The 23,250-nt window shown below is 55.0% G+C and carries 22 protein-coding genes; 14 read left to right on the top strand and 8 right to left on the bottom strand.

Features of this window, described 5'->3' with window-relative positions:
* Positions 1–48 precede the first annotated feature (48 nt).
* Positions 49–1,446, bottom strand: coding sequence for an extracellular solute-binding protein (locus tag AAC01S_RS10385; protein ID WP_067621682.1), 1,398 nt, complete (start codon positions 1,444–1,446; stop codon positions 49–51).
* 238 nt (positions 1,447–1,684) lie between these two features.
* Here AAC01S_RS10385 and AAC01S_RS10380 point away from each other — a divergent pair, with 238 nt between their 5' ends.
* From AAC01S_RS10380 to AAC01S_RS10365, 4 genes are all read left to right on the top strand, one after another.
* Positions 1,685–2,386: an SDR family NAD(P)-dependent oxidoreductase gene (locus AAC01S_RS10380; protein WP_067621681.1), complete on the top strand. Its 702-nt coding sequence runs from the start codon at positions 1,685–1,687 to the stop codon at positions 2,384–2,386.
* 85 nt (positions 2,387–2,471) lie between these two features.
* On the top strand, positions 2,472–3,254 hold the full coding sequence (locus tag AAC01S_RS10375) for a sugar phosphate isomerase/epimerase family protein (RefSeq protein WP_067621679.1): 783 nt from the start codon (positions 2,472–2,474) through the stop codon (positions 3,252–3,254).
* 24 nt (positions 3,255–3,278) lie between these two features.
* Complete coding sequence (locus AAC01S_RS10370) at positions 3,279–3,989, top strand: ThuA domain-containing protein (protein ID WP_067621678.1); 711 nt, start codon at positions 3,279–3,281, stop codon at positions 3,987–3,989.
* 42 nt (positions 3,990–4,031) lie between these two features.
* Positions 4,032–4,664: a YesL family protein gene (locus AAC01S_RS10365; protein ID WP_067621676.1), complete on the top strand. Its 633-nt coding sequence runs from the start codon at positions 4,032–4,034 to the stop codon at positions 4,662–4,664.
* A gap of 94 nt (positions 4,665–4,758) precedes the next feature.
* On the opposite strand, the gene AAC01S_RS10360 is transcribed toward AAC01S_RS10365, so the two are convergent.
* On the bottom strand, positions 4,759–5,742 hold the full coding sequence (locus AAC01S_RS10360; RefSeq protein ID WP_067621669.1) for a glycoside hydrolase family 43 protein: 984 nt from the start codon (positions 5,740–5,742) through the stop codon (positions 4,759–4,761).
* Positions 5,743–5,925: 183 nt separating this feature from the next.
* Between AAC01S_RS10360 and AAC01S_RS10355 the strand changes: the two genes are divergently transcribed.
* The 4 genes from AAC01S_RS10355 (at position 5,926) to AAC01S_RS18795 (ending at position 11,896) form a co-directional block, all read left to right on the top strand.
* Entirely contained in the window at positions 5,926–7,284 is a 1,359-nt protein-coding gene (locus tag AAC01S_RS10355) for an MATE family efflux transporter (protein WP_067621661.1), read from the top strand.
* A 250-nt stretch (positions 7,285–7,534) separates the two neighbouring features.
* Positions 7,535–9,175, top strand: coding sequence for a long-chain fatty acid--CoA ligase (locus tag AAC01S_RS10350; protein ID WP_306307179.1), 1,641 nt, complete (start codon positions 7,535–7,537; stop codon positions 9,173–9,175).
* Between the two features lie 91 nt (positions 9,176–9,266).
* Positions 9,267–11,552 (top strand): glycoside hydrolase family 3 C-terminal domain-containing protein, encoded by a 2,286-nt coding sequence (locus AAC01S_RS10345; RefSeq protein WP_067621660.1) that lies wholly within the window; start codon positions 9,267–9,269, stop codon positions 11,550–11,552.
* Positions 11,553–11,635: 83 nt separating this feature from the next.
* Positions 11,636–11,896 carry a cysteine-rich CWC family protein gene (locus AAC01S_RS18795; protein WP_306307178.1) on the top strand — a complete coding sequence of 87 codons (261 nt, stop codon included), beginning with the start codon at positions 11,636–11,638 and terminating at the stop codon, positions 11,894–11,896.
* Between the two features lie 35 nt (positions 11,897–11,931).
* Here AAC01S_RS18795 and AAC01S_RS10340 read toward each other — a convergent pair whose 3' ends face one another.
* On the bottom strand, positions 11,932–12,723 hold the full coding sequence (locus AAC01S_RS10340; RefSeq protein ID WP_067621658.1) for a class I SAM-dependent methyltransferase: 792 nt from the start codon (positions 12,721–12,723) through the stop codon (positions 11,932–11,934).
* Between the two features lie 211 nt (positions 12,724–12,934).
* On the opposite strand from AAC01S_RS10340, the gene AAC01S_RS10335 reads away from it, so the two are divergent.
* Positions 12,935–15,289 (top strand): glycoside hydrolase family 3 N-terminal domain-containing protein, encoded by a 2,355-nt coding sequence (locus AAC01S_RS10335; RefSeq protein ID WP_067621656.1) that lies wholly within the window; start codon positions 12,935–12,937, stop codon positions 15,287–15,289.
* A 152-nt stretch (positions 15,290–15,441) separates the two neighbouring features.
* Positions 15,442–16,635, top strand: coding sequence for an ROK family transcriptional regulator (locus tag AAC01S_RS10330; protein WP_245630170.1), 1,194 nt, complete (start codon positions 15,442–15,444; stop codon positions 16,633–16,635).
* On the opposite strand, the gene AAC01S_RS19250 is transcribed toward AAC01S_RS10330, so the two are convergent.
* Positions 16,622–16,828, bottom strand: a complete 207-nt coding sequence (locus tag AAC01S_RS19250) for a hypothetical protein (RefSeq protein ID WP_157071127.1) — start codon at positions 16,826–16,828, stop codon at positions 16,622–16,624. The genes AAC01S_RS10330 and AAC01S_RS19250 overlap by 14 nt on opposite strands.
* Before the next feature lie 192 nt (positions 16,829–17,020).
* On the opposite strand from AAC01S_RS19250, the gene AAC01S_RS10325 reads away from it, so the two are divergent.
* Entirely contained in the window at positions 17,021–17,632 is a 612-nt protein-coding gene (locus tag AAC01S_RS10325; RefSeq protein WP_067621654.1) for a DUF47 domain-containing protein, read from the top strand.
* Positions 17,633–17,718: 86 nt separating this feature from the next.
* On the opposite strand, the gene AAC01S_RS10320 is transcribed toward AAC01S_RS10325, so the two are convergent.
* From AAC01S_RS10320 to AAC01S_RS10305, 4 genes are read right to left on the bottom strand one after another with little or no spacing between them, the layout of a single operon-like run.
* Positions 17,719–18,561: an RraA family protein gene (locus AAC01S_RS10320; RefSeq protein WP_067621653.1), complete on the bottom strand. Its 843-nt coding sequence runs from the start codon at positions 18,559–18,561 to the stop codon at positions 17,719–17,721.
* A gap of 54 nt (positions 18,562–18,615) precedes the next feature.
* A complete protein-coding gene (locus tag AAC01S_RS10315; RefSeq protein ID WP_067621651.1) occupies positions 18,616–19,392 on the bottom strand; it encodes an SDR family NAD(P)-dependent oxidoreductase in 777 nt (258 codons plus the stop codon).
* 19 nt (positions 19,393–19,411) lie between these two features.
* The gene (locus AAC01S_RS10310) at positions 19,412–20,185 is read right to left on the bottom strand and encodes an SDR family NAD(P)-dependent oxidoreductase (protein ID WP_067621649.1); all 774 of its coding nucleotides are present in this window, start codon (positions 20,183–20,185) and stop codon (positions 19,412–19,414) included.
* Between the two features lie 60 nt (positions 20,186–20,245).
* Positions 20,246–21,613 (bottom strand): mandelate racemase/muconate lactonizing enzyme family protein, encoded by a 1,368-nt coding sequence (locus AAC01S_RS10305; protein ID WP_067621647.1) that lies wholly within the window; start codon positions 21,611–21,613, stop codon positions 20,246–20,248.
* Between the two features lie 289 nt (positions 21,614–21,902).
* Between AAC01S_RS10305 and AAC01S_RS10300 the strand changes: the two genes are divergently transcribed.
* The 3 genes from AAC01S_RS10300 to AAC01S_RS10290 all read left to right on the top strand — a co-directional run bounded on the left by AAC01S_RS10300 (position 21,903) and on the right by AAC01S_RS10290 (position 23,250).
* Positions 21,903–22,181, top strand: a complete 279-nt coding sequence (locus tag AAC01S_RS10300; RefSeq protein ID WP_067621645.1) for an autorepressor SdpR family transcription factor — start codon at positions 21,903–21,905, stop codon at positions 22,179–22,181.
* Entirely contained in the window at positions 22,168–22,836 is a 669-nt protein-coding gene (locus AAC01S_RS10295) for an SdpI family protein (RefSeq protein ID WP_067621643.1), read from the top strand. Before AAC01S_RS10300 ends, AAC01S_RS10295 begins: the two co-directional genes overlap by 14 nt.
* Before the next feature lie 90 nt (positions 22,837–22,926).
* On the top strand, positions 22,927–23,250 hold the full coding sequence (locus AAC01S_RS10290) for a heavy metal-binding domain-containing protein (protein ID WP_067621640.1): 324 nt from the start codon (positions 22,927–22,929) through the stop codon (positions 23,248–23,250).

Here is a 23,250-nt window from a genome sequence, read left to right as displayed (position 1 = left end):
TATTGACATAACGAACTCTTGAATAAACGCCTATGGAACAGAGGATGTTTACTTCTTCACCGGTCCTACTTCAGACTGTAGTTTCGTTTGCAGTTGAGCTAACAGCGTAGCTGGATTTGCGTTGTTATAAATCACCTCGTCCTCTATGGAAGTCAAATCGTTGCCCATTTCCTCCGCTACACTCGTCAATGCGGGACTTCCCGATTTCGGGGATTGGGCCAATTCCATTACAGTTTTGTAAATGGGATCGGTAATCTGCCCCTTCTTGTTATAAAACTTGATGCCGGCGGTCGATGATTGATTGACTGCAACGGAGCGCCATTGATTGATATCCGATGCTAGAATAGGTCCTTGACTTCCCCACAACGCAAATTTCAACGCATCCAGAGGATCCTTTGCTCCTTTCGGAACCAGCCAAACGTTCGTTGAAAAGGTCGTCGCGTCTGATCGACCTCCAGGAGGTGCGGGAATTGGTACAACGCCATACTTGATTTTGGGAGCATATTGCTTGAGAGCTTCAGTAAACCAGTTTCCGTTGACGACCATCGCTACTTTTCCGGTGAAGAATTCATCGCTGGGGGTGAAGGCTCCACCAAAGCCCGAAGTGAACGATTTCAATGTTGTTGCACCGTACTTTTTCGCGTACGTGTCCATCCATTTGTAAGTATTGACTAGCTGGGGCGTATCGAGTTCGATTTTGTTTGTCTTAGGATCGTAGAAGTTGGCCCCGAAAATATATCCCCACAAGAATGGTTGGGTGCCATCTTCGATCCAAGGAATAAACCCTGCCCTCTCTAACTTGCCCGATGGGGACATCTTCGTGAGTTTGGCTGCATCGGCATCAAGTTGCGCGATGGTCTTCGGAGGCTGTTTAATCCCGGCTTGCTGAAACATGGTCTCGTTGTAATACAGCATTTCAACATTCGTATCTTGTGGCAGGAGATACGTCTGGCCATCATACTTCATCAGACTGTCGAATGATTTTAGATAGTCGGATTGTTTGTAGTTTGGTAACTGTTTAAGGTACTGATCCAGGGGTTCCAATGCACCCTTTTCGGCCAATGCGTAGGCTCCCTGATAGTTGTTCGTGATGACCAAATCTGGAGGATTTCTCCCGGCGATAGCCGCGAGCAATTTCCCGTCCGAAAGACCGGAGTCTGTTGGCACATAAACAGCGTTTATCTTCTCGTTTGGATACTCTTTCTGGTACTTTCCGATGCGCCACAAGTCCCATTTCTGAGAATCACCACCCCACGGATACCAATACGTGATGGTGTGTACTGCCCCAGAGCTTTTCTCCGTCTTGGAAGGGGCAGTAGAAGCCTCTCCTTTCATAGAATCTGAAGATTTGCCCGCGCTCGCTCCGTACGAAGCTACAGTACCCGCCGCCAGACCAACCACAACCAAAGTAGCTGCACCGATGGCCACTTTTTTCCTGGTGCGCATTTCTGGACCCCTCCATTTTGTAATCGAATACATTTCTGATAAAAGGTCGTTTTTGGGAAGTTGACGACCTTGTTAGTTATTTTTATGGCACAATCACCAAAATGTCAACGCTTTCATTCAAAAAATTTTGTAATTTTTTTATTTAAAACAAGAATGACTTGTGTTATTTTGTAATCGATTACCGAATACGATATCAGGGATTTTCTGTATGGGTGTATGCAGGGAGGGTGGAACAAAAATGGTCGTCTTGGTTGTTGGAGCCTCACGAGGATTGGGTTACGCCTTAACTTCGGAGTTATTACGGAGGGGGAATACAGTCGTTGCTGCTTGTCGCAGCATTGAGTCAAGTTCGAGATTAACTGCATTACAAATGGATTCGGGTATTCGAAATCTTCATGTGATTGAGATGGACGTGGGGAACGAAGCCGCAGTGATGGATGGGGCCAAGTACGTCTCCAGCACGGTCGGCCGTATCGATGCAATTATTAATAACGCGGCCATTTTTGTTGGCCATGACCAGGATATTAGGGACCTCGACTTGGGCCAGGTCTTAAGGTCCTTCGACATCAACACACTAGGGCCCGCGAGAGTTGTAAAGCACTTCGTGCCTCTTATGAGCGGTTCCGGCTCTAGAACCATACTCAATATCTCCTCCGAAGCAGGGAGCATTACGACGTGTGGTAAGAACGGCTACGGTTACAGTTTGTCCAAGGCAGCATTGAATATGTTCAGTCAAATCCTTGGGCACAATCTTTCGGAGGCTGGAATACGAGTTATGGCAGTCCACCCGGGTCGCATGCGAACGGACATGGGACGCCCTGATTTTCCTGACAGTGCTGAAGAGGCCGCGTCGGCAATATCTGACCTATTGCACTGGGAGGGTGACGATCAGCTTGAAGTTCGTTTTATCGATCGATTCGGAAATCCGATGCCACTTTGAATTGATGACGCTGTTCGCGTCGTTAGATTGTGGGGAACGCTCACAAGGCGAAATAACTAGGCTCAATGAGTAGGAGGAAGAATTAATGAAACTGTCTGTAGGATCTTGGTCGTTCCACTCTACGTTTGAGCGTGGGGATATAGATATTTTTGGCTATCTCGAGTCCATGCGTTTTCGCTACAACTTGGAGACGGCTGACATTTGGAACGGAATGATTGAGTCGCTTGAAACAGGTTATATCGAAAGACTGAAGAACGCTCTTCAAGACCGAGAACTAACGCTCGTGAATCTGGCGATAGATGGCGCCGACGTCTGGGATGATGACGAAGTCGTTCGTGAAAAAAAGCACCAGTACGCCCTGGAATATTTGCGTGTTGCTGAAACTCTAGGGGCGAAAACAGTTCGAATCGATATGGGACCAGAGTTCAGCGAAATATCGGAACAGCAATTCGATTTTATCGCCAATAGGTATCGAGAGTATGCGGAAATCGGATATAATTCCGGGTTTAAAGTCGGTCCCCAAAACCACAAGGGACCGGCAATGGTTCCCGCAACGAACATGGAAGTGTACAAGGCGGTAAATCATCCGGGATACGGAGTTCTGCTCGACCTGGAGCGTTGGGTGAAGGACACGGACAATGGTGATGAGATGTTCGCCGAGATCGCGATGCACGTTCATTTTCACACTCCAACCATCGTGAATCGACTGGATGAGAAGACGGCTCTGTTGACGCGCAGCAATTATCAAGGGTATCTATCTGTTGAATACCGACTTGGTGGAAATGAATACGATGAAGTGGCGTGGGAATTGGAGACTTTGAAGCGTGCATGGAAAAGACAACTTTCTGTCTCGGCAAGTTTGCGATAAGAATCCGACGAGGAGGTTCCGTATATGAACAAGTCTATTCTGGCTATCGTCGGAGACTATTATCATCAGGGGGACGGCATCAAAGAGGCCCTAAAACAAGCGTTCTCCGGCTTGGAATCATTGGGATATCGGCTGGAGTTCATTCAACATGATTCTCTCGAAAAGAGCCTCGGTTCATCTCCGGCCGCAGTCGTGATTTATCGGGAAGATCGAGTCGATCCCCAACATGAGAATCCGCGCACTTGGATGACCCAGGCAATTGAGGATGCCATCGTAGGCTATGTCCAATCTGGTGGATCGTGGCTGGCATGGCACGCTGGAATGGCTTCGTATCCCGTTCCTGGCATGTATACCGACATGTTGCGAGGACATTTCGAATGGCATCCGAAAGAGAATGCCATCGTCACATATGTGCCATGCGCATCAGGTGAGAGTGACATCGCGGGTGACTTCATTGTCAGTGGTATCGATGCCTTTGAATTTCGCGATGAGCATTATTTCGTGTCTGTTCGATCGGAGGAGACACGGATCTTTCTGCGCTCCAAATCGAACGATGGAGAATCGATTGCAGGTTGGTGCCATCAGTTCGGGCAGGGGCGAGTCTGCTGCATAACTCCGGCTCACTCTAATGAGGCCCTGCGCCATGAACAGATGCAAAGACTCTTGGCTCGTTCGCTAGCATGGTGTGTGGCAGAACAGTTCGCTGACAATTCCAATGTGAACGTCGAGCGTTGACGTTTCGTAACGTCAATATGCTTTTCGAAAAGGGGAACAAGAGTGGACACATTTGGATTCCGGTTCATATCACTTGGTACGCAGTGGATTGTGCGAATTGTGGTGGCCAGTCTCCTTTTGCTTGTCTTCACATGTTTAGGGGCTGGGATATTCGGTGTGATGCCAGCCATGGTGGGGCTGTTCTCCGTTACGAGGGCATGGTCGAGAGGAAGATTTGATATCAAGATTGCATCCGTATATTGGAAAACGTTTCGTGGAGAATTTGTCTCCTCCAATATCGTCGGTCTGATATATGGTGCTGCAGCTTGTATCCTAGTTGTAGATATAAGCCATCTGTTACATCGCCACTCGTTGATAGGTTATCTAGCCATCATTCCAAGTCTTTTGGTGGCGATGTTCTATTTGATGAACGTGGTGTATATCTTTCCGGTCATGAGTCATTACAAAGCGAACGCGTTTCAATATATCCGTATCGCAGCTGTGCTCGTCGGGACGCAGCCAATGATCTCGTTGTTGCTGGTAGTCATTGTTGGCTGTTATGCGATTCTCCTCCGGGGGTTAATTCCGGTTCTGGGGATAAGCCTCGTTGCTCTTTTTGTGACATGGCTGTCCAATCCGGTGTTGGAAAGGGGGCATTCAGTGCGAATGCCTGAAGGAACGCAGACGGCTGATTAGTGTTCATCGGATCCTCAGGTTGCAGGTCTCGTGACAAGGAAGGAAACGGCTGGTCCTGACAGCGGACCAGCCGCTTGCGTGATGTCGTGCATGCTCAGCCTTCGCCGTACGGGTCAATCGTCTGGATGGTGCCGTCTTCGTTATAGTGCAATTCGGTGTACTTGACGCTGCGTTTGTGATCCACACCGTTGGATAACGAGCAGTCGTGATAAAACAGGTACCACGTATCTCGGAACTGTACAATCGAATGGTGTGTCGTCCAACCGATCACGGGATTGAGAATGGTGCCTTTGAACACAAATGGTCCTTGTGGACTTTCACTGACCGCGTAGACGATCTTGTGGGTTGTGCCTGTGGAGTAGGACAAGTAGTAGCGTCCATTGTATTTGTGGACCCATGGTCCTTCAAAATACCTTCGGTCTTCGTCGCAAGCAAGAATTGGCTGTCCATGTTCATCGACAATGGAGATTTCCTTCGGTGCATGCTTGAAGGTCAGCATATCGTCGCTCAACTCGGCCACGCGCGGTCCCAGCGCGGGTTCCGTCGGAGCTGGACCTGTGGCATCAGGCTGGAACGTCCCTGTTTGCCATTTCTCCAACTGGCCTCCCCAAAGACCGCCAAAGTACATATATGCTCTGCCATCGTCGTCGACGAGCACAGCCGGATCGATGCTGAAGCTGCCGGGTATGTAGTTTTCTTCCGGCGTAAAGGGGCCTGTGGGGTTCGGGCTCGTCGCCACGCCAATTCTGAAGATGCCATTTTTGTCCCTCGCCGGGAAAAATAAATAATACGTATTGTTTTTGTATGCCGCATCAGGAGCCCAAAGTTGCTTGCTGGCCCATGGGATATCCCTCAAGTGAAGCGCTTCCCCGTGGTCGACACAAGGGGCAGTGGGATCGTCCATCGACAAAATGTGGTAGTCTTCCATGGCGTACTGGTCGCCATTGTCGTTCGATGGGCCATTGTGATCGAGGTCATGAGAAGGATAAATATAGAGCTTTCCTTCAAAGACGTGCGCAGAGGGATCGGCTGTGAAAATATGGGTTACTAAAGGTTTATTCGGTTCAGAATGTTTCATCGTCTATCCGCTCCAAAAAATAGTTTAAAATACAAACAAATAGATTATAGCGAATGTCTGTCGGTTTTGTATATGCGCTCCGAGGCGAATCGTCGTGACAGATTTGCACCTTGACTGCTATTGCCGTTGGTGCCGGATAGATTGTAATATGTGAAGGCTATTAGTCTTGAACGGAGGCGCCATATGGAACGCACGCAACTGACGGAAGGGCCGATATACAAGACGGTTTTCTTGTTTTCTTTGCCCTTGTTGTTCTCAAATATCATGCAGTCGCTGAACGGGACTATCAATTCGATATGGGTCGGTCACGACCTGGGGGCAAACGCCTTTGCTGGAACCGCGAACGTGAACAACATCAACTTTTTGATTTTCAGCCTCACGTTCGGTATCGCGATGGCGTCGTCGATCGCGGTCGGACAAAACTACGGAGCCAAGCGCTTCGACGAAGCGAAGCGAGTGATTGGGACTGGTTTCACATTCTTCGTTCTGTTTTCCGTCGTTGTAACCGTTCTCAGTGAAATATTCGCAAAAAATCTGCTGGATTTGCTTCACACGCCGCCGAGTGTCATGCCGTATGCGATGGCGTATCTGCGAATCTTCATTCTGACCGTGCCGTTTTCCAACCTGTACAACTTTCTGACGATGGTGTTGCGCGGTTCCGGCGACGCGAGGACGCCGTTCTACTTTATGTTGTTGGCGGTCATCATCGATACCGGTATGAATCCGGTGCTGATCTTCGGCCTTGGTCCATTTCCGAAAATGGGCATCTCAGGCTCCGCGACAGCCACCTTATCCGCGCAAATCGTTGCGTTGTCGAGCATGCTGGTATTTCTGTATGTTCGACAACATCCTCTGGCGCTTCGCGGCCGGGAATTTCGGTATCTGGCCCCGAGCGCGCAGCTCATGCGGTTGATGTTGCAGCGCGGGATGTCGATGGGTTTGCAGATGCTGGTCGTATCGACGAGTTCGATGGCGTTGATCGACTTGGTGAACACGTTTGGCTCCGCGGCGGTTGCTGCATTCAGCGCGTCGATGAACATTACAAACTATATCAGCATGCCCGCCATGGCCATCGGCGCGTCCGTGTCGAATATCTGCTCGCAGAACGTTGGCGCCAATCGGTGGGACCGGGTGACGCGAACGTTCCAAGCGGGCCTCGTGTACAATCTGGTCATGACGGGAGCGCTGGCGGGCCTGGTCTACATCTTTAACCGGGACGTGTTGCACCTGTTTATCACGGACGAATCGGTTGTTTCGCTTGGTATGCGAGTGAATGATATCACGGCGTGGAGCTTTATTCTGTTTGGGGTCATGAACATCCTCGTCAGCACGGTGCGTTCGACTGGAGCGGTGTTGTTTCCCCTTCTGATTTCCTTCATTTCGCTCTGGCTGGTGCGAATCCCGTTCTCGTACATCATGGCCGCGTATGCCGGGATCGATTGGATCTGGTGGAGTTTCCCGCTCGGTTTCTTAGTGTCGGATATCTTGCTTTTGATTTATTACTTCCACGGCGGCTGGAAACGCGTCAAGCTGGAGGTTTGACGCGTTGTTCTCTTCGTACGCCCGGCTTGGGCGGGCTCCTGGCCGGCCAATATGTGGAGTGCGTCAAACGATTCTATTTGATCCTATACATTCCAGAATGATTGGGATATAGTCGGGGTGAGTACAAGCTCACCATGATGAAACGACTTGAATGAGGTCTCGCCGAATAAACTTAGAAAACATAGAAGCCAATCAAGTATGCTGCTGAACGTGTCTGCAACATCGGTTTTCATGATTGGAGGGTCATTCTTTGATTCAGTCCACCATGATGTCGTACGAGTTGACATTGACACACTTCCTAGACAGAGCAGAGCGCTATTTCAGAAACACGGAAATCGTATCGCGTATGCCGGACAAGACGCTTCATCGATACACGTACCAAATCTTTGTGAAACGCGCCAAACAGTTGGCAGGCGCGTTGGCAAAGGCGGGTTTGAAACCGGGTGATCGCGTCGCCACACTGATGTGGAACCACTACGCGCACCTTGAGGCCTACTTTGGAATTCCTGCCCAAGGCGGCGTGATGCACACACTGAATCTTCGTTTACCCCCGAAAGAAATCGCTTACATAGCGAACCACGCCCAGGACAGATTTCTGATCATCGACGATGTGTTGCTGCCGTTGCTGAAGACGTTTGAGGCAGACGCGAAGTTTGAGCGCGTCTTTGTCGTGCCCTTGACTGGCCAGCCTGTCGACACCTCCTCGGGGTACGAAAACTATGAAAACTTCCTTGAATCTGGGTATGGAAGCTATACGCCCGTGCATATTCACGAAAACGATCCAGCCGCGATGTGCTACACCTCGGGGACGACGGGCAGGCCGAAAGGCGTCGTATACTCGCATCGGGCGCTTGTGCTTCACTCGCTGGTCGAAGTGATGCAGGACGCGTTGAACCTGTCGAATCGAGATACGGTCTGTCCGGTAGTCCCAATGTTCCATGTGAACAGTTGGGGCATTCCGTTCGCAGCGACGATGGTTGGGGCCAAACAGGTATATCCAGGACCTCACCTGGATCCAGAAAGCTTGCTTGACCTGTACAGTGCCGAAGGCGTCACGGTGACTGCGGGAGTGCCGACGATTTGGCTTGGCATTGCGCAAGCCCTGGAGAAACAGCCGAACACGTGGAACGTCTCCGGATTACGGATGGCCGTCGGTGGAGCGGCGATGCCCGAGGGTGTCATGCGACGCCTGGAAAGTCAAGGTTGCGTCGTGTTGCACGCTTGGGGCATGACGGAGACATCGCCGCTTGGCAGCGCCGCATTCATCAAACGGACGCTGGCGGATAGGTCCGAGGATGATGTGTATACGTGGAAGGCGAAGCAGGGTATCGCAGTTCCTTTCGTCGATGTGCGGATCACGCGCGAAGACGGAGAGGCGCCGTGGGATGGCCAGACCATGGGCGAGTTGGAGGTCCGCGGGCCATGGATTGCCGGCGCGTATTACGACATGCCGGATGCGGTGACCAGTTTCACTGAAGACGGTTGGTTTCGAACCGGGGACATCGCCACGATTGACGAGGAGGGCTATATCGAGATCAAGGATCGTTCCAAAGATTTGATCAAATCGGGTGGCGAGTGGATCAGTTCTGTCGCACTTGAAAACGCTTTGATGGGTCACGAGGCTGTCGCGGAAGCAGCCGTGGTTGCCATACCGGATCCCAAGTGGCAGGAGCGGCCTCTGGCCGCCGTCGTGCTGAAGCCCGGCGCTTCGGCCACAGTAGAGGAGTTGGCGGCCATCCTGTCGGATCACTTCCCGAAATGGTATGTGCCTGAGCATATCGTCTTTGTGGATGAGATTCCTAAAACATCGACCGGCAAGTTCATGAAAGCCCAGTTGCGTGAACGATTCCGGGATATCGCCGGATCTGATCAGCCGGCGGCGATGCCGTGAAGGATATTGGCCAAGGCTAGCCCTGTGCTGATGTCGGCCATCATCGATACGGCGGCGTCAACAACACAATTGGAAACGAGGAATGGAATCGATGGCTCGGGATATCCAAGCGCTGATTGCGCAGATGACGTTGGAAGAAAAGGCCGCTTTGTGTTCAGGACTGGACTTTTGGCACACGCAGCCGATTGAGCGATTGAACATTCCTTCTGTCATGCTGACGGATGGACCGCACGGCTTGCGCAAACAGTCTGGCTCGGGCGATCACCTTGGTCTCCACGACAGCGTCCCTGCGACCTGTTTTCCCTCTGGCGCGGCGTTGGCAAGCTCGTGGGACAGAGCGTTGATTCAGGAGGTTGGGAAGGCGCTGGGCGAGGAATGTCAGGCGGAGGGCGTGGCTGTTCTCCTGGGGCCAGCCGCCAACATCAAGCGATCACCGTTGTGCGGGCGCAATTTCGAGTACTTTTCCGAAGACCCGTATTTGTCGTCGGAGATTGCGACTGCGCATATAGAGGGCGTGCAGAGTCAAGGCGTAGGAACTTCGTTGAAGCACTTTGCGGTGAACAATCAAGAACACCGTCGGATGACGACGAATGCCCTCGTGGACGAGCGCGTTCTCCGTGAGATCTACCTTGCCAGTTTTGAAGGGGCTGTCGTGCACGCGCAGCCTTGGACCGTGATGTGCGCGTACAATCGCGTCAACGGTGAATTTTGTTCCGAGAACGCCTACCTGTTGACCGACATTCTCCGAAATGAGTGGGGATTCGACGGGATCGTCGTGTCCGACTGGGGCGCTGTCAACGAGCGTGTCCCTGGCCTCGCGGCCGGGTTGGACCTGGAGATGCCGGGAAACGGAGGTGTCGGGGATCGGAAAATCGTCGAAGCGGTTCGGAGCGGCGCGCTCGACGAAGCCGTGCTGAATCGTGCCGTGGAGCGGCTGTTGACGACGGTGTTCCGCGCGGTGGACGCCCGCAAGCCAGATGCTTCGTACGATCCCGACGCGCACCATGCGTTGGCGCGCCGAGCCGCCCGCGAGAGCATGGTCCTGCTGAAGAACGCCGACGCGATTTTACCGCTCAAGCGGGAAGGCCGCCTTGCCGTCGTCGGTGCGTTCGCCGAGTCGCCGCGGTACCAAGGAGGCGGCAGTTCACACATCAACCCGACGCGGTTGGACAACATTCGCGAAGAACTGGTCAAAGCTGCTGGGGTCGACGTCGACGTAAGATATGCGCCGGGATACTCGCTCGACGGAGACGATGTTCAGCCCGAATGGATTCAGGAGGCGAAGGACATCGCGGGCCAGGCGGACGTGGCCGTGGTCTTTGCGGGACTGCCGGAGCGGTACGAGTCGGAAGGGTATGATCGGAATCACCTCCAGCTCCCCGGCAACCACCGGGCCCTCATCGAAGCCGTGGCGTCGGTGCAGCCGAATGTGATCGTCGTCCTCAGCAACGGAGCGCCGATTGAGATGCCGTGGCTCGACAACGTGAAGGGCGTGCTGGAGTGTTACCTCGGCGGTCAGGCATTGGGCGGCGCAATTGCCGACGTGCTCTTTGGCGATGTGAGTCCTTCCGGCAAACTGGCGGAGACGTTCCCGCAAAAGTTGAGCCACAATCCGTCCTATTTGAACTTCCCTGGCGAGGGTGACAAGGTCGAGTACAAAGAAGGCCTCTTTGTCGGTTACCGCTATTACGAGGCGAAGGACATAGAGCCACTGTTCCCATTTGGACACGGATTGAGCTACACGACGTTCGAATATACCGGCTTGACCCTGGATAAGACGGCCATGCGTGACGACGAGCTCGTCGCCGTGTCGGTAACCGTGAAGAATACGGGAGCGATGACTGGTCAAGAGGTCGTTCAACTGTATGTCGCGGATGACGAATCGTCGGTCATTCGCCCAAGGAAGGAACTGAAAGGGTTTGCGAAGGTGGAACTGGCGCCGGGAGAGTCGAGGAAGGTGGAGTTCACTCTTGGCAAACGCGCATTCGCGTACTACGATGTGGACCTTCGGGATTGGCGGGTCGAGACGGGCCATTTTGCGATCGCCATCGGCAAATCGTCGCGGGATATCGTGTTGACCGAACAGATCTACGTGGAATCGACGCACGAGAAGGCACGAACCTATCACGTGAATTCGACCATTGGCGACGTTCTGGCCAATCCCCAGGTCGCGCCGATTCTGCAGCAGTTCATGGAATCGTTCAGGCGCGACTCGGATTTCATGGACGCGATGAAGGACAATCCCGAAATGGGCATGGCACTGATGAAATACATGCCGTTACGCGCCGCCACCACCTTCGGCGGAGGCCTGATCACCGAAGAGCAGTTGCGGCAGTTCATTGATCAACTGAATCAAGCAGCCGGTTCACGCGCTTGAGATCATAGGCCACGCGCACGAATTGGATATGGAAAGGCGGCTGAACGGCGTAGCGTGGCGCCCGTTACGGCACCATCGAGAGAATGTCCGCCATCCGTTACAATCAAGTCATCATGAGCGAAGTGGGTGGGAGTATGGCCGCAGAGACGCTGTGTCCGTTGTGTGGTATGGAAAATCAATGCGGCAGGGCGGCGGGGTGTCCGCCGGGATCGTGCTGGTGCGATCAATCGGTGTTTCCCGCAGCGTTGCTTGAGCAGATTCCACTCGAGGCACGGAACAAGGCGTGCATCTGCAAACATTGTTTGGAGCGGTTTGTTGCAGCCCAGGCGTCTGAGCCGAATTAGGGATCGGCTCAGACAACGGCTCAGACAACGGGCGTTCAGCTCTGTTTCTTCGCCTCTATCATGACGCATTGCAGGGCGAAGTCGCGTGGATAGCCTGCGTCATCGAAGTGGACGTGGAACGCCGCGCGGGTTTCGTCGTCAGCGGTTTGCATCGCACGAACGATTTCTTCCACATTCTCGGGCGCGGGCGAGGCCTGTTGAATCCACCAGGCGAAGTCCAATGGGAGCGGCCACGTTTTGACGGTTTTTCCTTCCATGCCGGATCGCTGCATCATGTGGATCCATTCTGTCACCGTCCATTCGCGTACGTGAGATCCGTCTCGAAGCCAGTCGATCCGGTTGATGAACGCGTCGAGTTCTGGGGCCTCGGGGGCGACGTGATCGACGAGGATGAAGCGTCCGCCTGGCTTCAGAACGCGCGAGACTTCCGCCATGGCGGCAGCGGGATCGACAAAATGGTGGGCGGCGAGGCGGCATGCGATCAAATCGAAGTAGTCGGACGGAAAGGGCATGTGAACCACGTCCGAAACGACAAACTGCACGTTCAGGAGGCCTCGTTCTTCGGCCAACGCGGTAGCGGATTCGACCATGCGTGCGGTCAGATCGACGCCGACGACGGAGCGCGCGGCGGGGGCCAACGCCATGGCGGTGTGCCCGGTGCCGGTTGCGACATCCAAGACGCGCTCGCTTCCTGTCAGTGCGGCGATCTCGACGATCCACTGCAGATCTTCGCCTCTGGCGTGCACGGGCGATCCTTCGTATTTTTGAGCTTGCTTGGAAAACTGCGCCTGAATTCTCTCATTCGATCCTTGAACGGGCTTGGCCATCGAACCGCCTCCTGCAACGATATTTCTTAAAACCAGCGTACGTCGGTTTCTTGTGAATGTCCAACCTATCCATGATATGATTTCTGTAGTTCTTCTATAGTTCATCGAAGGAAATTTTCGTGCAGCCTCGAATAGTGTGTACTAGACAATTGTTTATCGCTCAAATTAACGCAGGTATGATAGCGCATACATAGGGGAGTGGGGCGAGGATATGACGAAGGTTTATCAGGATCCAGCGCGATCGATTGACGAACGCGTCGAGTCGCTGCTGCGCGAGATGACGATGGAGGAGAAAATATCGCAGCTCACGTCCATCTGGGCGTACGAAGTGCTCGACGACGGCATGGAATTTTCCGAGGCCAAGGCGGGGGAGTTGTTCGCCAACGGGATCGGGCAGATTACGCGGATTGGCGGCGCAACGAACTTATCGCCTGTGGAAACGGCCAAACTCGCGAATCGGATTCAGACGTTCCTGCTGGAACGCACAAGGCTGAAGATTCCCGCGTTGGTCCACGAAGAATCGTGCAGCGGCTATATGGCGCAGGGGGCGACGCTGTTTCCGCAGTCCATCGGGATCGCCAGCACGTGGGACGCCGCCATCGCCCGCAAAATCGGCGAAGTCATTCGCCAGCAAATGCGTGCGGCGGGCGCACAACAGGCGTTGGCGCCGCTGCTTGACGTGACGCGCGATCCGCGGTGGGGGCGCGTGGAAGAGACGTTCGGCGAAGATCCGTACTTGGTGGCGCAAATGGGTATCGGCTATGTCCAGGGCTTGCAAGGGGAGGATCTGCGCAACGGCGTGATCGCCACGGGCAAGCATTTTGTGGGTTATGGCGCTTCTGAGGGCGGCATGAACTGGGCGCCGGCGCACATCTCTGATCGCGAACTTCGCGAAGTGTATCTGCACCCGTTTGAGGCCGTCGTGCGTGAAGCCAAGCTGGGGTCCATCATGCCTGGATATCATGAGCTGGATGGCGTGCCATGCCACTATTCGGAAACCCTCCTGGTCGACATTCTGCGGAATACGTGGGGATTTGACGGCATCGTTGTATCCGATTACTTCGCCATCAATCAATTGTTTGAATACCACCACGTTGCGCAGGACAAGGTGCAAGCGGCGGAGTTCGCGGTGAAGGCCGGGGTGGACGTTGAACTGCCCAGCCGCGATGTCTATGGCCCGGCGTTGCTGGAGGCTGTCCATCGCGGGAAGGTCACCGTCGAAGAAGTTGACGCGCTTGTCCGGCGCGTGCTGACAGCCAAATTCCGCACCGGTTTGTTCGAGCGGCCGTTGGTGGATCCTGGGATGACGCCGAGCGTCTTCGACAATCCGCAACAGCGCGCTTTGGCAAGGCTCGCGGCAGAAAAGTCGATGGTGCTGCTGAAGAACGATCAGAACGTCTTGCCGCTCAAAAAATCGGGCAACATCGCCGTGATTGGTCCCAACGCGCACTCCATCCGAAACATGGTCGGCGATTACGCGTATCCGTGCCACATTGAGTCGCTGTTGGAGCAGAGCGACGACAACGTGTTCCATTCGCCGATGCCAAGCGGCATGACTGAGGTGGATCATTTCGTCGAAATGAAGACCATTTTGGAAGGCATCCGCGACAAACTGGGAGCAGGCGCGAACGTTCAATACGCGCGCGGCTGCGACGTGCTCGACGAGGCGGACGAAGAGATTGCCAAAGCGGTCGAATTGGCGCGATCTTCCGATGTGGCCATCGTCGTTGTCGGCGACAAAGCAGGATTGACGGATGGTTGCACGACGGGTGAATCGCGCGACAGGGCGACGCTCGGACTGCTGGGCAGTCAACAACGCCTCGTGGAAGAGGTGGTCGCGACGGGAACGCCGACGGTGGTGGTGCTGGTCAGCGGACGTCCGCTCAGCATCGCGTGGATTGCCGAGCACGTTCCGGCCATCGTGCAGGCATGGCTGCCTGGCGAGGAAGGAGCGGCTGCCATCGCGGACGTGCTGTTTGGCGACGCGAATCCGGCAGGCAGGCTTCCCATCACCATTCCACGCAGCGTTGGCCAGGTACCGATCTTTTACGCGCACAAGCCGTCCGGTGGTCGATCTCACTGGAAGGGTCCGTATGTCGACGAGAGCAATCTTCCCTTGTACGCGTTCGGACACGGCTTGAGTTACTCGACATTTGCGTATCGCGATTTGACGTTGTCGAAGCAGGAGATTGGCGTCGATGACACAGTCGACATTTCCTGCGTGATTGAAAATACAAGCTCGGTGGCGGGCGAAGAAGTCGTGCAGTTGTATGTTCGCGACGTTGAGGCGGACGTTACGCGGCCGCTCAAGGAACTTCGCGGTTTCGTCCGAGTCGAGGTGCAGCCAGGGGAAGCGCGAAAAGTCACGTTCACCTTGTCTGCACGGCAACTCGGTTTCTACAATCGCAGGATGCAGTACGTGGTGGAACCGGGCACGATTGAGGTTCACATTGGCGCCGCCTCGGACGACATCCGGTTACGCGGACAATTTTCCATCGTAGGCAATGTCACGGACATCGAACAACGCAAAGTGTTCACGACGCCGGCGTCCGTCGAGACGCTGTGACGCTTGCGACGATCCTGGAGAATCTCTATGAATATTACGAGTTTTGTGGATGTACCGCTCCCATTGGCCTACAATAAGACTTAATCAGTACGTCGCGAAAGGGTACGACAGCAGCCGAAGCCAGCAGCGAGCAGGTAAGGAGTTTGCCACGATTGGATCGAACAGCAGATCAGGCGTTTATGAAAGAGATCAACAAGTCGGTCGTGTTGAATCGAATTCGATTCCACAGCCCGATTTCACGCAGTCAGATTTCGGCCGACACTGGGTTGAACAAAGCCACTGTCTCTGCGCTCATCGACGAGTTGATCAGAGAAGATCTGGTCTTGGAAGTGGGCCATGGCAGATCGCGCGTCGGGCGGCGCCCAATTATGCTCTTGTTCAACGCGAAGGTCGGGACCGTTCTTGGTGTGGAACTCGGCGTGGAGTACATTCGAATTGTCTCCACCGATCTCTCCGCAAAAGTGATTGCCACACACAGCCGACCGCTGCCACAAGATGCCGACGCCACCGAAGTGATTGAAGCGTTGGTCACTGCGATTGAGGAAGCCAAACGACAAGCGCCAGCAACCAATTATGGCGTGGTTGGCATCGGTATTGGCGTTCCGGGCCTGGTCGATTTTCGGAGAGGCATCGTGCTGCGCGCGCCTCACCTCAACTGGGCCAATATCCCGTTGAAAGCCATGCTGGAGAGCAGACTGGGCGTCCCGGTGTTTGTCGATAACGAAGCCAATGCCGGCGCGTTGGGCGAGAAGCTGTACGGGGCGGCGACGCATATTTCGAATCTGCTCTATATCAGCGCTGGCACGGGGATTGGCACCGGGATCGTGATTGGTAACGAGTTGCTGCGAGGGGCGGATGGCATCGTGGGCGAATTTGGCCACATGTCCATTGACACGCACGGGGTGCCCTGTACGTGTGGAAACGCTGGATGCTGGGAACTGTACGCGTCCGAGCGCGCCGTCACATCAGGATATCATCGCCTGACCGGACAAGGGCTGTCGTTTGAGGAAGTGCTCCATCGTGTTCACGAATCGGATCCCGCGGCATTGCAAGTTTTTCAAACCGTGGGCCAATATTTGGGCGTTGGCATCGTCAATCTGATCAACGGATTGAACCCATCCATGATCCTGCTGGGCAATCGGTTGTCGGAAGCCGGCCGAAGCGTGACTGACGCGGTCCAGCAGGTGATGGCGACGCGCTGCTTCATCGGCCCGTATTCCAAGGTGACCGTCCAAGTCTCATCACTTGGCCGGGACGCGTGCGCCATTGGCGCGGCCGCGCTTGTGCTCCACCACTTTTTCTCCGGCACAAGCGCCCGCGATCACATCAATGTTAGTACTGTCTAACGCCATACGGAGCCGATCCCGGATTGCCGTTGTGGCCCGGGTTCTGGTTCTGTGCGGTGCGCGACCTCATCGATTGTTCCATGGCTTGAGCGATGGCGGCTCGGCTTTGTGGCATGCATAGGCACAGTGTTCCTAATCCAATGCCGAGACCGCCAACGATTGACCATGTCGATCCATTTCCCCGTCTTGCCACATGAATCACCTCGTCCAAAGTGCGGCCTTGCTTGCCGTCTTTGCTATACCATCCCCGAAGCCGACGTTTGTCATACGATTGTCATACGACTGTCATACGATGAACCACTTTACACAAACTTGATAAAATCGTAACGTTTTATACATTGGACGATGTCGTTTGCGATCGATCGATGTCATAGGGGGCCAACAAGTGTCGAAGAAGAGTGGACAGTTAACATCCTATCTAATGGACATCGCGAACAATATCCGCGAGACGACCGAGGTGTTCGAGAAAGGCCTGACCGGCACGATGGATTACGAGTCTCTCGCCAAAGAGATGAAACAGTATGAATCGACGGGCGACGCGCTGACGGGCAATTTGCTGACGTTGTTAAATGACACGTATATTGCGCCATTGGAGCGCGAAGATTTTGTGGCGCTTGCAACGAAACTCGATGACATCATCGATGGCATACACGCGTGCAGCGTTCGTTTCACGCTCTACGGCGTGATGGACAAGACCGCGACGATGTTCGAATTTGCGAAAGACATTCATCGCTGTGCCATCGAGATCGACGGGGCTGTTCGCAAGTTGAATGATCGGAATTTCGTTGAGATTCGCGATCACATCAAGGAGATTAACATACTTGAGAAACATGGAGACGAGCTCCTTCACACGGCCTTGCGCACTTTGTTTGCCGAATGCAAGGATCCCATCGAGCTGATCAAGTTGAAAGAGATATACGAGATTCTCGAAAATGTGACGGATCGGTGTGAAAACGTCGCCGATGTGCTGGAGTCTGTCATTCTGAAGAACGCGTGACCTGACGCAACCTGGTCATGTGACTCCCGCGGCGGCAAGGCTGCTTCCAAGCAGTGATCACTGCTTGGAAGCAGCCTGTTTTCGCGTCAGTCCCAGATCAGGTGCTTCAAATCGTCGGGGGTGTTGCGTTCGCGCCACTCGCGAAAATCCGCTTCGATGGCTGGCGCCCATTCGGCTACGTCGATGTCTGCGGAGCTGTATCGACCTTCGCGAATTCGCTCGAACCCGAACATGTCCTTCAGTCTGGTCTTCTCTGAGTTGATGCAGATTTCTTCCGCCAGATGCGGGGGGATGAACGTGATGCCCGCCGGGGTGCCGAGTACGACGTCGCCTGGCATGCAAATGGCGCCGCCGATGCGGCAGGGGACGTTCATGCCGACCAGTGTGACATCGCGGATCGGCGTCGGATCGATGCCCCGATAGTACGTTTGCAAATTTTCGATCTCGACGATTTGCTGCAGATCTCGGATGCCTCCGTAGATGACCTGGCCGCGCTTCGTGCGGGTGGCGATGGTCGTCGACAGGTTGCCGCCGGAGAACGTGCCTTCATAGATCTTGTCGAACATGTCGACGACGACGACGTCGTCTTCGACCAGCGCGTCGATCACCCACACGTTGAAGAACCCATGGCGCCCCTCTTCCTTCTGGCCGTATTCGAGGAGGTAATCGTGCAGATCCGGCCGCTTCGGCATCATAACGGCTGTGACGGCACGACCCACGAGCACCTTGTCCGGATGCACCATTTTGAGACTGCCTTCAAATTGATATTTGTACCCTTTGGCTTCGAGGACCGCCCAAGCTTCTTCGTTCGTGATCTTTTCCATGCGTTTGAGGATGTCGTCGGGGACGCGGGGCCGGCCGTCGTCAAACCGTTCCCCTTGCCAAAGTGGAGTCAGTTGAATGATATCTTCGCGGTTGCTGAATTTCATGGCGGTTCCTCCATTCGGATCGATTGATGTCCAGCGCCGGCATGGGCCCTGGTGTTACAGCAGCATGCTGCCTCCATCCGCACGGACAGCGGCTCCGGTGATGAACTCCGCTTCTTCGGATGCCAGGAAGCACGCCAGGTGGCCAATGTCCGCAGGCAATCCCACGCGCCCGAGCGGGAATTTTCGCAGATTGCGTCTGTGGCCCTCGTCGGTCACCTTGTCAGGCGGCACGATGGGCCTTGGTTTCCCCGTTTTGCTGCCCACATAGACGGCACCGGGCTCGATGGTGTTCACGGTGATGCCGTACTTGGCGAGTTCGATCGCGCTCTCGCGCGTGAGCATTTTGATGCCGCCTTTCGTCATGGCGTACACCGAATCGAAATCGGTTGGGCGCTTGCCGTGGACCGAGGAGATGTTGATGATCCGCCCGGCTCCTTGCGCCTTCATGGCTGGTATGACAGCTTGAATGCAGTGGAAATATCCCATCAGGTTGACACGCATCACTTGATCGTAGGCTTCTTCGTCATAGTCGAGAAGGCCCAGATTCGGCTGCGTCGCCGCGTTATTGACGAGCACGTCGAGACGGCCAAAGTGGTCCACGACCTGACTGACCATCATCTTGACTTGCGTGGCGTCGGACACATCCGCATGGACCAGAAAGCCTTCCGATCCCGCCGCCTGCACAAGCCGCAGCGTCTCGTTCGCGAATTCGTCGGTCAAATGATAGTTGATCCCAATTTTGGCGCCGCGCTCGGCGAACGCTATCGCGATGCCGCGGCCGATGCCTGTGCCAGCGCCCGTGATCAGAACGACCTTGCCAGTGAGGCCCACGTGGAAACCTCCTTCTATGTCAACGCTTCATTTTGTGATCCAGATAATGCAACGTGAATCCACCGTCGAGCCGGATATCCGCGCCATTGAGATATTTTGCGTCGTCACTGACGATGAATCGAATCGTTTTGGCCAAATCCTCATATGTCCCCAACTCCGCCGCCGGGACGCGGTATCGATAATCCAGGTACACGTCCGAGATGTCGCTGCGGAAACGTTCGTCGTCGCCTGCCACCGGCCCCATCTCGACGACGTTGACGCGTACGCCCATTCTTCCCAGTTCCAGCGCTGCCTCCTTGGAGAGCATCTGAATCGCGCCCTTGGAGACGGAGAAGAGGAAGGCCGAGCCGGTCGGTTTTTGATCGTGGATCGATCCGACGAACACCACCGCCCCACCACCAGACTCCGCCACGAATTTCCCGAGGATTTGGGTGCACAGAAACGCCGATTTCACGTTCTCGTCCAGCACCTCCTGCGCCAGTTCAACCGAACACGACTCGATACTGACGCGTTCGACGCGGTTGTGGTTATGGACTACCGCGTCGAGTCGCTCGAATTGGTCGCGGATCCTGTCTCGTACATCCGTGACCTGAGCCGTCGTGCTCAAGGAACTGTTCGTCAGCAAAACGGGTGTCTCTTGTTCGATCCCGCTGAGACGTTCCGCCGGATCGAAGCCGCGATTGGCTGTGTTGAGGACGAGCGCCCATCCATCGTTGGCAAATTGACGTGCGACGGCGTGTCCATCGGGACTGTCCGCGTTTGAGATGAATGCGACCCGTTTCGAAATCGCCATCCAATGCCCCTCCATCCTGTCGTTTACGCCGCGACGGTCACACCGCGGCGGCGTACCCCATCAACTCCAGAGCCGATCATGCGACCATTCGTTGTCCCAAGCGTTCGTTGGCTCCCAGAGGCCCGGGATCTCGGGGTGGATGTGCTCGCGGATGACATCGTCGTTGAGCGACTCAATGCCGAGACCTGGCGCGTCCGGCACCTGGATAAAACCGTTGTTGACGATGGGCTTGGGCAAACCGTTGACGATGTCGTCCCACCAAGGCACATCGACCGAATGGTATTCGAGGGCGACAAAATTGTTTGTGGCGGCGACGGAGTGCACGGCTGCCATGCAGGCGATGGGGCTCTCCGCCATGTGGACGGCCATCGACACGCCGTATTCCTCCGCCATGTCGCCGATCTTCTTGTTTTCGAGGATACCGCCCGAGGTCAGGATATCCGGGTGGATGATCGAGACGCCGCCAGACTCCAGCAACGGGCGGAAATTCTCCTTGAGGAAGATGTCTTCGCCGGTGCAGATGGGGATGGTGGAGGCGCGGGACAGCTTCACGTACTGGTCAGTCATCTGCCAGGGGATCATGTCTTCCAGCCACGCGAGATTGTATGGTTCGAGCCGGCGCGCCAGTTTGATGCAATCGTCCACGCCGATGTGGCCAAAGTGATCGATGGCGAGCGGCACTTCGTAGCCGATGATGCTGCGGACGTCGGCGACGTATTGTTCAAGGATATCGAGGCCTTTTTCGGTGACGTGGATGTGCGTAAACGGATGGGCGATGTTGAAGATATCGTAGGCGCGGTTGCGGCGGGCTCGGCGCTCCCATTCATCCACAGGCGGAGAGGTGTGGCGCGAAACGGATTTCATCTCTTCGAGAAATCCGAGTGGAGCGGAGAGGGTGCCTGGCTCATCAAGCAGAAGGCCGATGCCAAGGTCCATCTTGAGGAACGTGAATCCGCGTTCCATCCGGGCCTTCAAGGCCTGACCCATGGCTTTGCCGTCGTGTTTGCCGTGTACATCCGTATCGCAGTACATTCGGATGGAGTCGCGGAATTTGCCGCCCAGCATCTGATAGACAGGCACGCCGTAGGCTTTGCCGGCCAAATCCCACAGCGCGATCTCGACGGCGCAAACACCGCCGCCCTGCCTCGCGTGGCCGCCAAATTGCTTGATGCGGCGGAATAGCTTATCGATGTTGCAGGGATTCTCGCCGAGCAATCGGCTCTTCAGCATGAGCGCGTAGGTTTTGCTCGCGCCGTCGCGGACTTCGCCGTAACCAACCAATCCCTGGTTGGTGTAGATCTTCATCAGGCTGCAATGCATTGGCGCGCCGACGATGTCGGTGAAACGAATGTCGGTGATCTTCAAGTCCGATGGGCGCGAATGCGTGTTCACGTGCGCCAAGGTGTCCTCGTACGTTTCAAATGGCATGTCTGCTGCCTGCTGTGCTCGAACTCGCTGGACCGAACGTCCGAAAGCGCTTTCCGAGCGGCGCAGGGTGCCTCCCTTCGTCGGAAGTTCATGGATGTTCGCGAGCCTGTCTGGGACAGGGGCGGTTGTCGACCGCCAGTTGCAACATCATCTTGCAACTTCATTACAGAAGACACTTCGGGCAACGCTTGAAGATTCCTGCCTTCTGATCGGATATCTTCTGGACAACTTCTGCGCAACTTCGAAAGATGGGATTTGATATTTAGCTAAATAGCTATATAATAGTCGCATGAACGACAACGTATTTCGCGCAATGGCTGATCCAACCCGACGCAAGATCCTTGATCTTTTGAAAGCAGGGCCGCTGACCGCCGGCGAGATCGCGCAGAAGTTTGATTCGGCGCAGCCCACCATCAGCCGTCATCTCAGCGTCCTGAAAAACGCACAACTGGTCGCCGATGAACGCAAAGGCCCGTATATCGTGTACCGGTTGAATACGACCGTTGTGCAGAACTGGCTTGCCTGGCTGATAAACAACTTTGGGGGGGATATTCGTGTACAGCAGTGAAGGAAAGCGGATTGGGCAGCCTGTGCCATGGTGGGCTTGGTTGGTCTGGATCGCGACGCTGGTCGTCGGCCTTGCCTTGTATCCGCAATTACCTGCATCTGTCGCGACACATTTCAACGCCAGCGGGCAGCCAAATGGATACATGTCGAAGTGGCAGGCGGTTCTGTTCATGCCTGGTGTGATGCTGCTCATGATGGGGTTGTGGTTCGTCATGTACCGGATCGATCCAAAACGAGCGGAGTACCCAAAGTTTTGGCCGACGTATCGGTTTCTCGGCGGTCTCATCACGTTGTTCCTCGGCCTGATTCAGGTGTGGATCCTTCTGCACGGCATCGGCGCCGTCGGTTCTTCCGGGCGGGTGGCCATGATTCTTGTCGGGGCTGTGATCCTGCTGCTGTCCAACTGGCTCCCGCGCGTCCAGCCGAATTGGCTGATTGGCATTCGCACGATGTGGACGCTGTCGAGCGAAGAGACGTGGAGGCGCACGCATCGGTTCGCTGGGGCGCTCGGCGTCATCGTCGGGATGGTGTGCATCGTGGTGAGCATTCTGCTGCCAGTTCACGTTGTGAACGTCGCCGTGCTCGTGCTCATCCTGCTTTGGGTCGCTGCGTCCGTGTTGGCCTCGTACGTATATTTTCGCCGGACGAACGTATAACCATCGCGTTGGCCCACGCGGGATGCGCCTCTCCATGAAGCCGTACAAAATTTCAGTTCGCCGCTCAGGCGATGACAAGGAGACATATCTATGATGGTTGTGACGACGGAACAAATTCACGGTTGTCAAATTGAACGTACGATTGGCCAGGTGTTTGGCATTGTGGTTCGCAGCCGGGGCGTCGGAGGCAACTTGACGGCCGCATTTCGCAGTCTGGCTGGAGGCGAAATTAAAGAGTACACGGAGATGCTGGAAGACGCGCGTCGAACGGCGATCGACAGAATGGTGCAAAACGCGCACGCCATGGGTGCGAACGCTGTGGTGATGATGCGATTTGATTCGAGCGAAATTGGGCAGACGATGTCCGAGGTCGTCGCCTACGGAACCGCGGTCGTCGTCCGCGAGGAATCGTAA

The organism is Alicyclobacillus acidiphilus NBRC 100859 (genome assembly GCF_001544355.1).
GTDB classification, from domain to species: domain Bacteria; phylum Bacillota; class Bacilli; order Alicyclobacillales; family Alicyclobacillaceae; genus Alicyclobacillus; species Alicyclobacillus acidiphilus.
Note: the sequence above shows the minus strand (reverse complement) of the source record. Positions and strands in the feature narration are given on the sequence as shown.

What these genes read in the sequence shown, in the direction of transcription:
- AAC01S_RS10360 (WP_067621669.1), bottom strand. Translation starts at nt 5,742, where the DNA reads ATGAAACATTCTGAACCGAATAAACCTTTAGTAACCCATATTTTCACA.
- AAC01S_RS10340 (WP_067621658.1), bottom strand. Translation starts at nt 12,723, where the DNA reads ATGGCCAAGCCCGTTCAAGGATCGAATGAGAGAATTCAGGCGCAGTTT.
- AAC01S_RS10300 (WP_067621645.1), top strand. Translation starts at nt 21,903, where the DNA reads ATGAACGACAACGTATTTCGCGCAATGGCTGATCCAACCCGACGCAAG.
- AAC01S_RS10375 (WP_067621679.1), top strand. Translation starts at nt 2,472, where the DNA reads ATGAAACTGTCTGTAGGATCTTGGTCGTTCCACTCTACGTTTGAGCGT.
- AAC01S_RS10380 (WP_067621681.1), top strand. Translation starts at nt 1,685, where the DNA reads ATGGTCGTCTTGGTTGTTGGAGCCTCACGAGGATTGGGTTACGCCTTA.
- AAC01S_RS10320 (WP_067621653.1), bottom strand. Translation starts at nt 18,561, where the DNA reads ATGAAATTCAGCAACCGCGAAGATATCATTCAACTGACTCCACTTTGG.
- AAC01S_RS10310 (WP_067621649.1), bottom strand. Translation starts at nt 20,185, where the DNA reads ATGGCGATTTCGAAACGGGTCGCATTCATCTCAAACGCGGACAGTCCC.
- AAC01S_RS10345 (WP_067621660.1), top strand. Translation starts at nt 9,267, where the DNA reads ATGGCTCGGGATATCCAAGCGCTGATTGCGCAGATGACGTTGGAAGAA.
- AAC01S_RS10335 (WP_067621656.1), top strand. Translation starts at nt 12,935, where the DNA reads ATGACGAAGGTTTATCAGGATCCAGCGCGATCGATTGACGAACGCGTC.
- AAC01S_RS10355 (WP_067621661.1), top strand. Translation starts at nt 5,926, where the DNA reads ATGGAACGCACGCAACTGACGGAAGGGCCGATATACAAGACGGTTTTC.
- AAC01S_RS10290 (WP_067621640.1), top strand. Translation starts at nt 22,927, where the DNA reads ATGATGGTTGTGACGACGGAACAAATTCACGGTTGTCAAATTGAACGT.
- AAC01S_RS10385 (WP_067621682.1), bottom strand. Translation starts at nt 1,446, where the DNA reads ATGCGCACCAGGAAAAAAGTGGCCATCGGTGCAGCTACTTTGGTTGTG.
- AAC01S_RS10305 (WP_067621647.1), bottom strand. Translation starts at nt 21,613, where the DNA reads ATGCCATTTGAAACGTACGAGGACACCTTGGCGCACGTGAACACGCAT.
- AAC01S_RS18795 (WP_306307178.1), top strand. Translation starts at nt 11,636, where the DNA reads ATGTCCGCCATCCGTTACAATCAAGTCATCATGAGCGAAGTGGGTGGG.
- AAC01S_RS10370 (WP_067621678.1), top strand. Translation starts at nt 3,279, where the DNA reads ATGAACAAGTCTATTCTGGCTATCGTCGGAGACTATTATCATCAGGGG.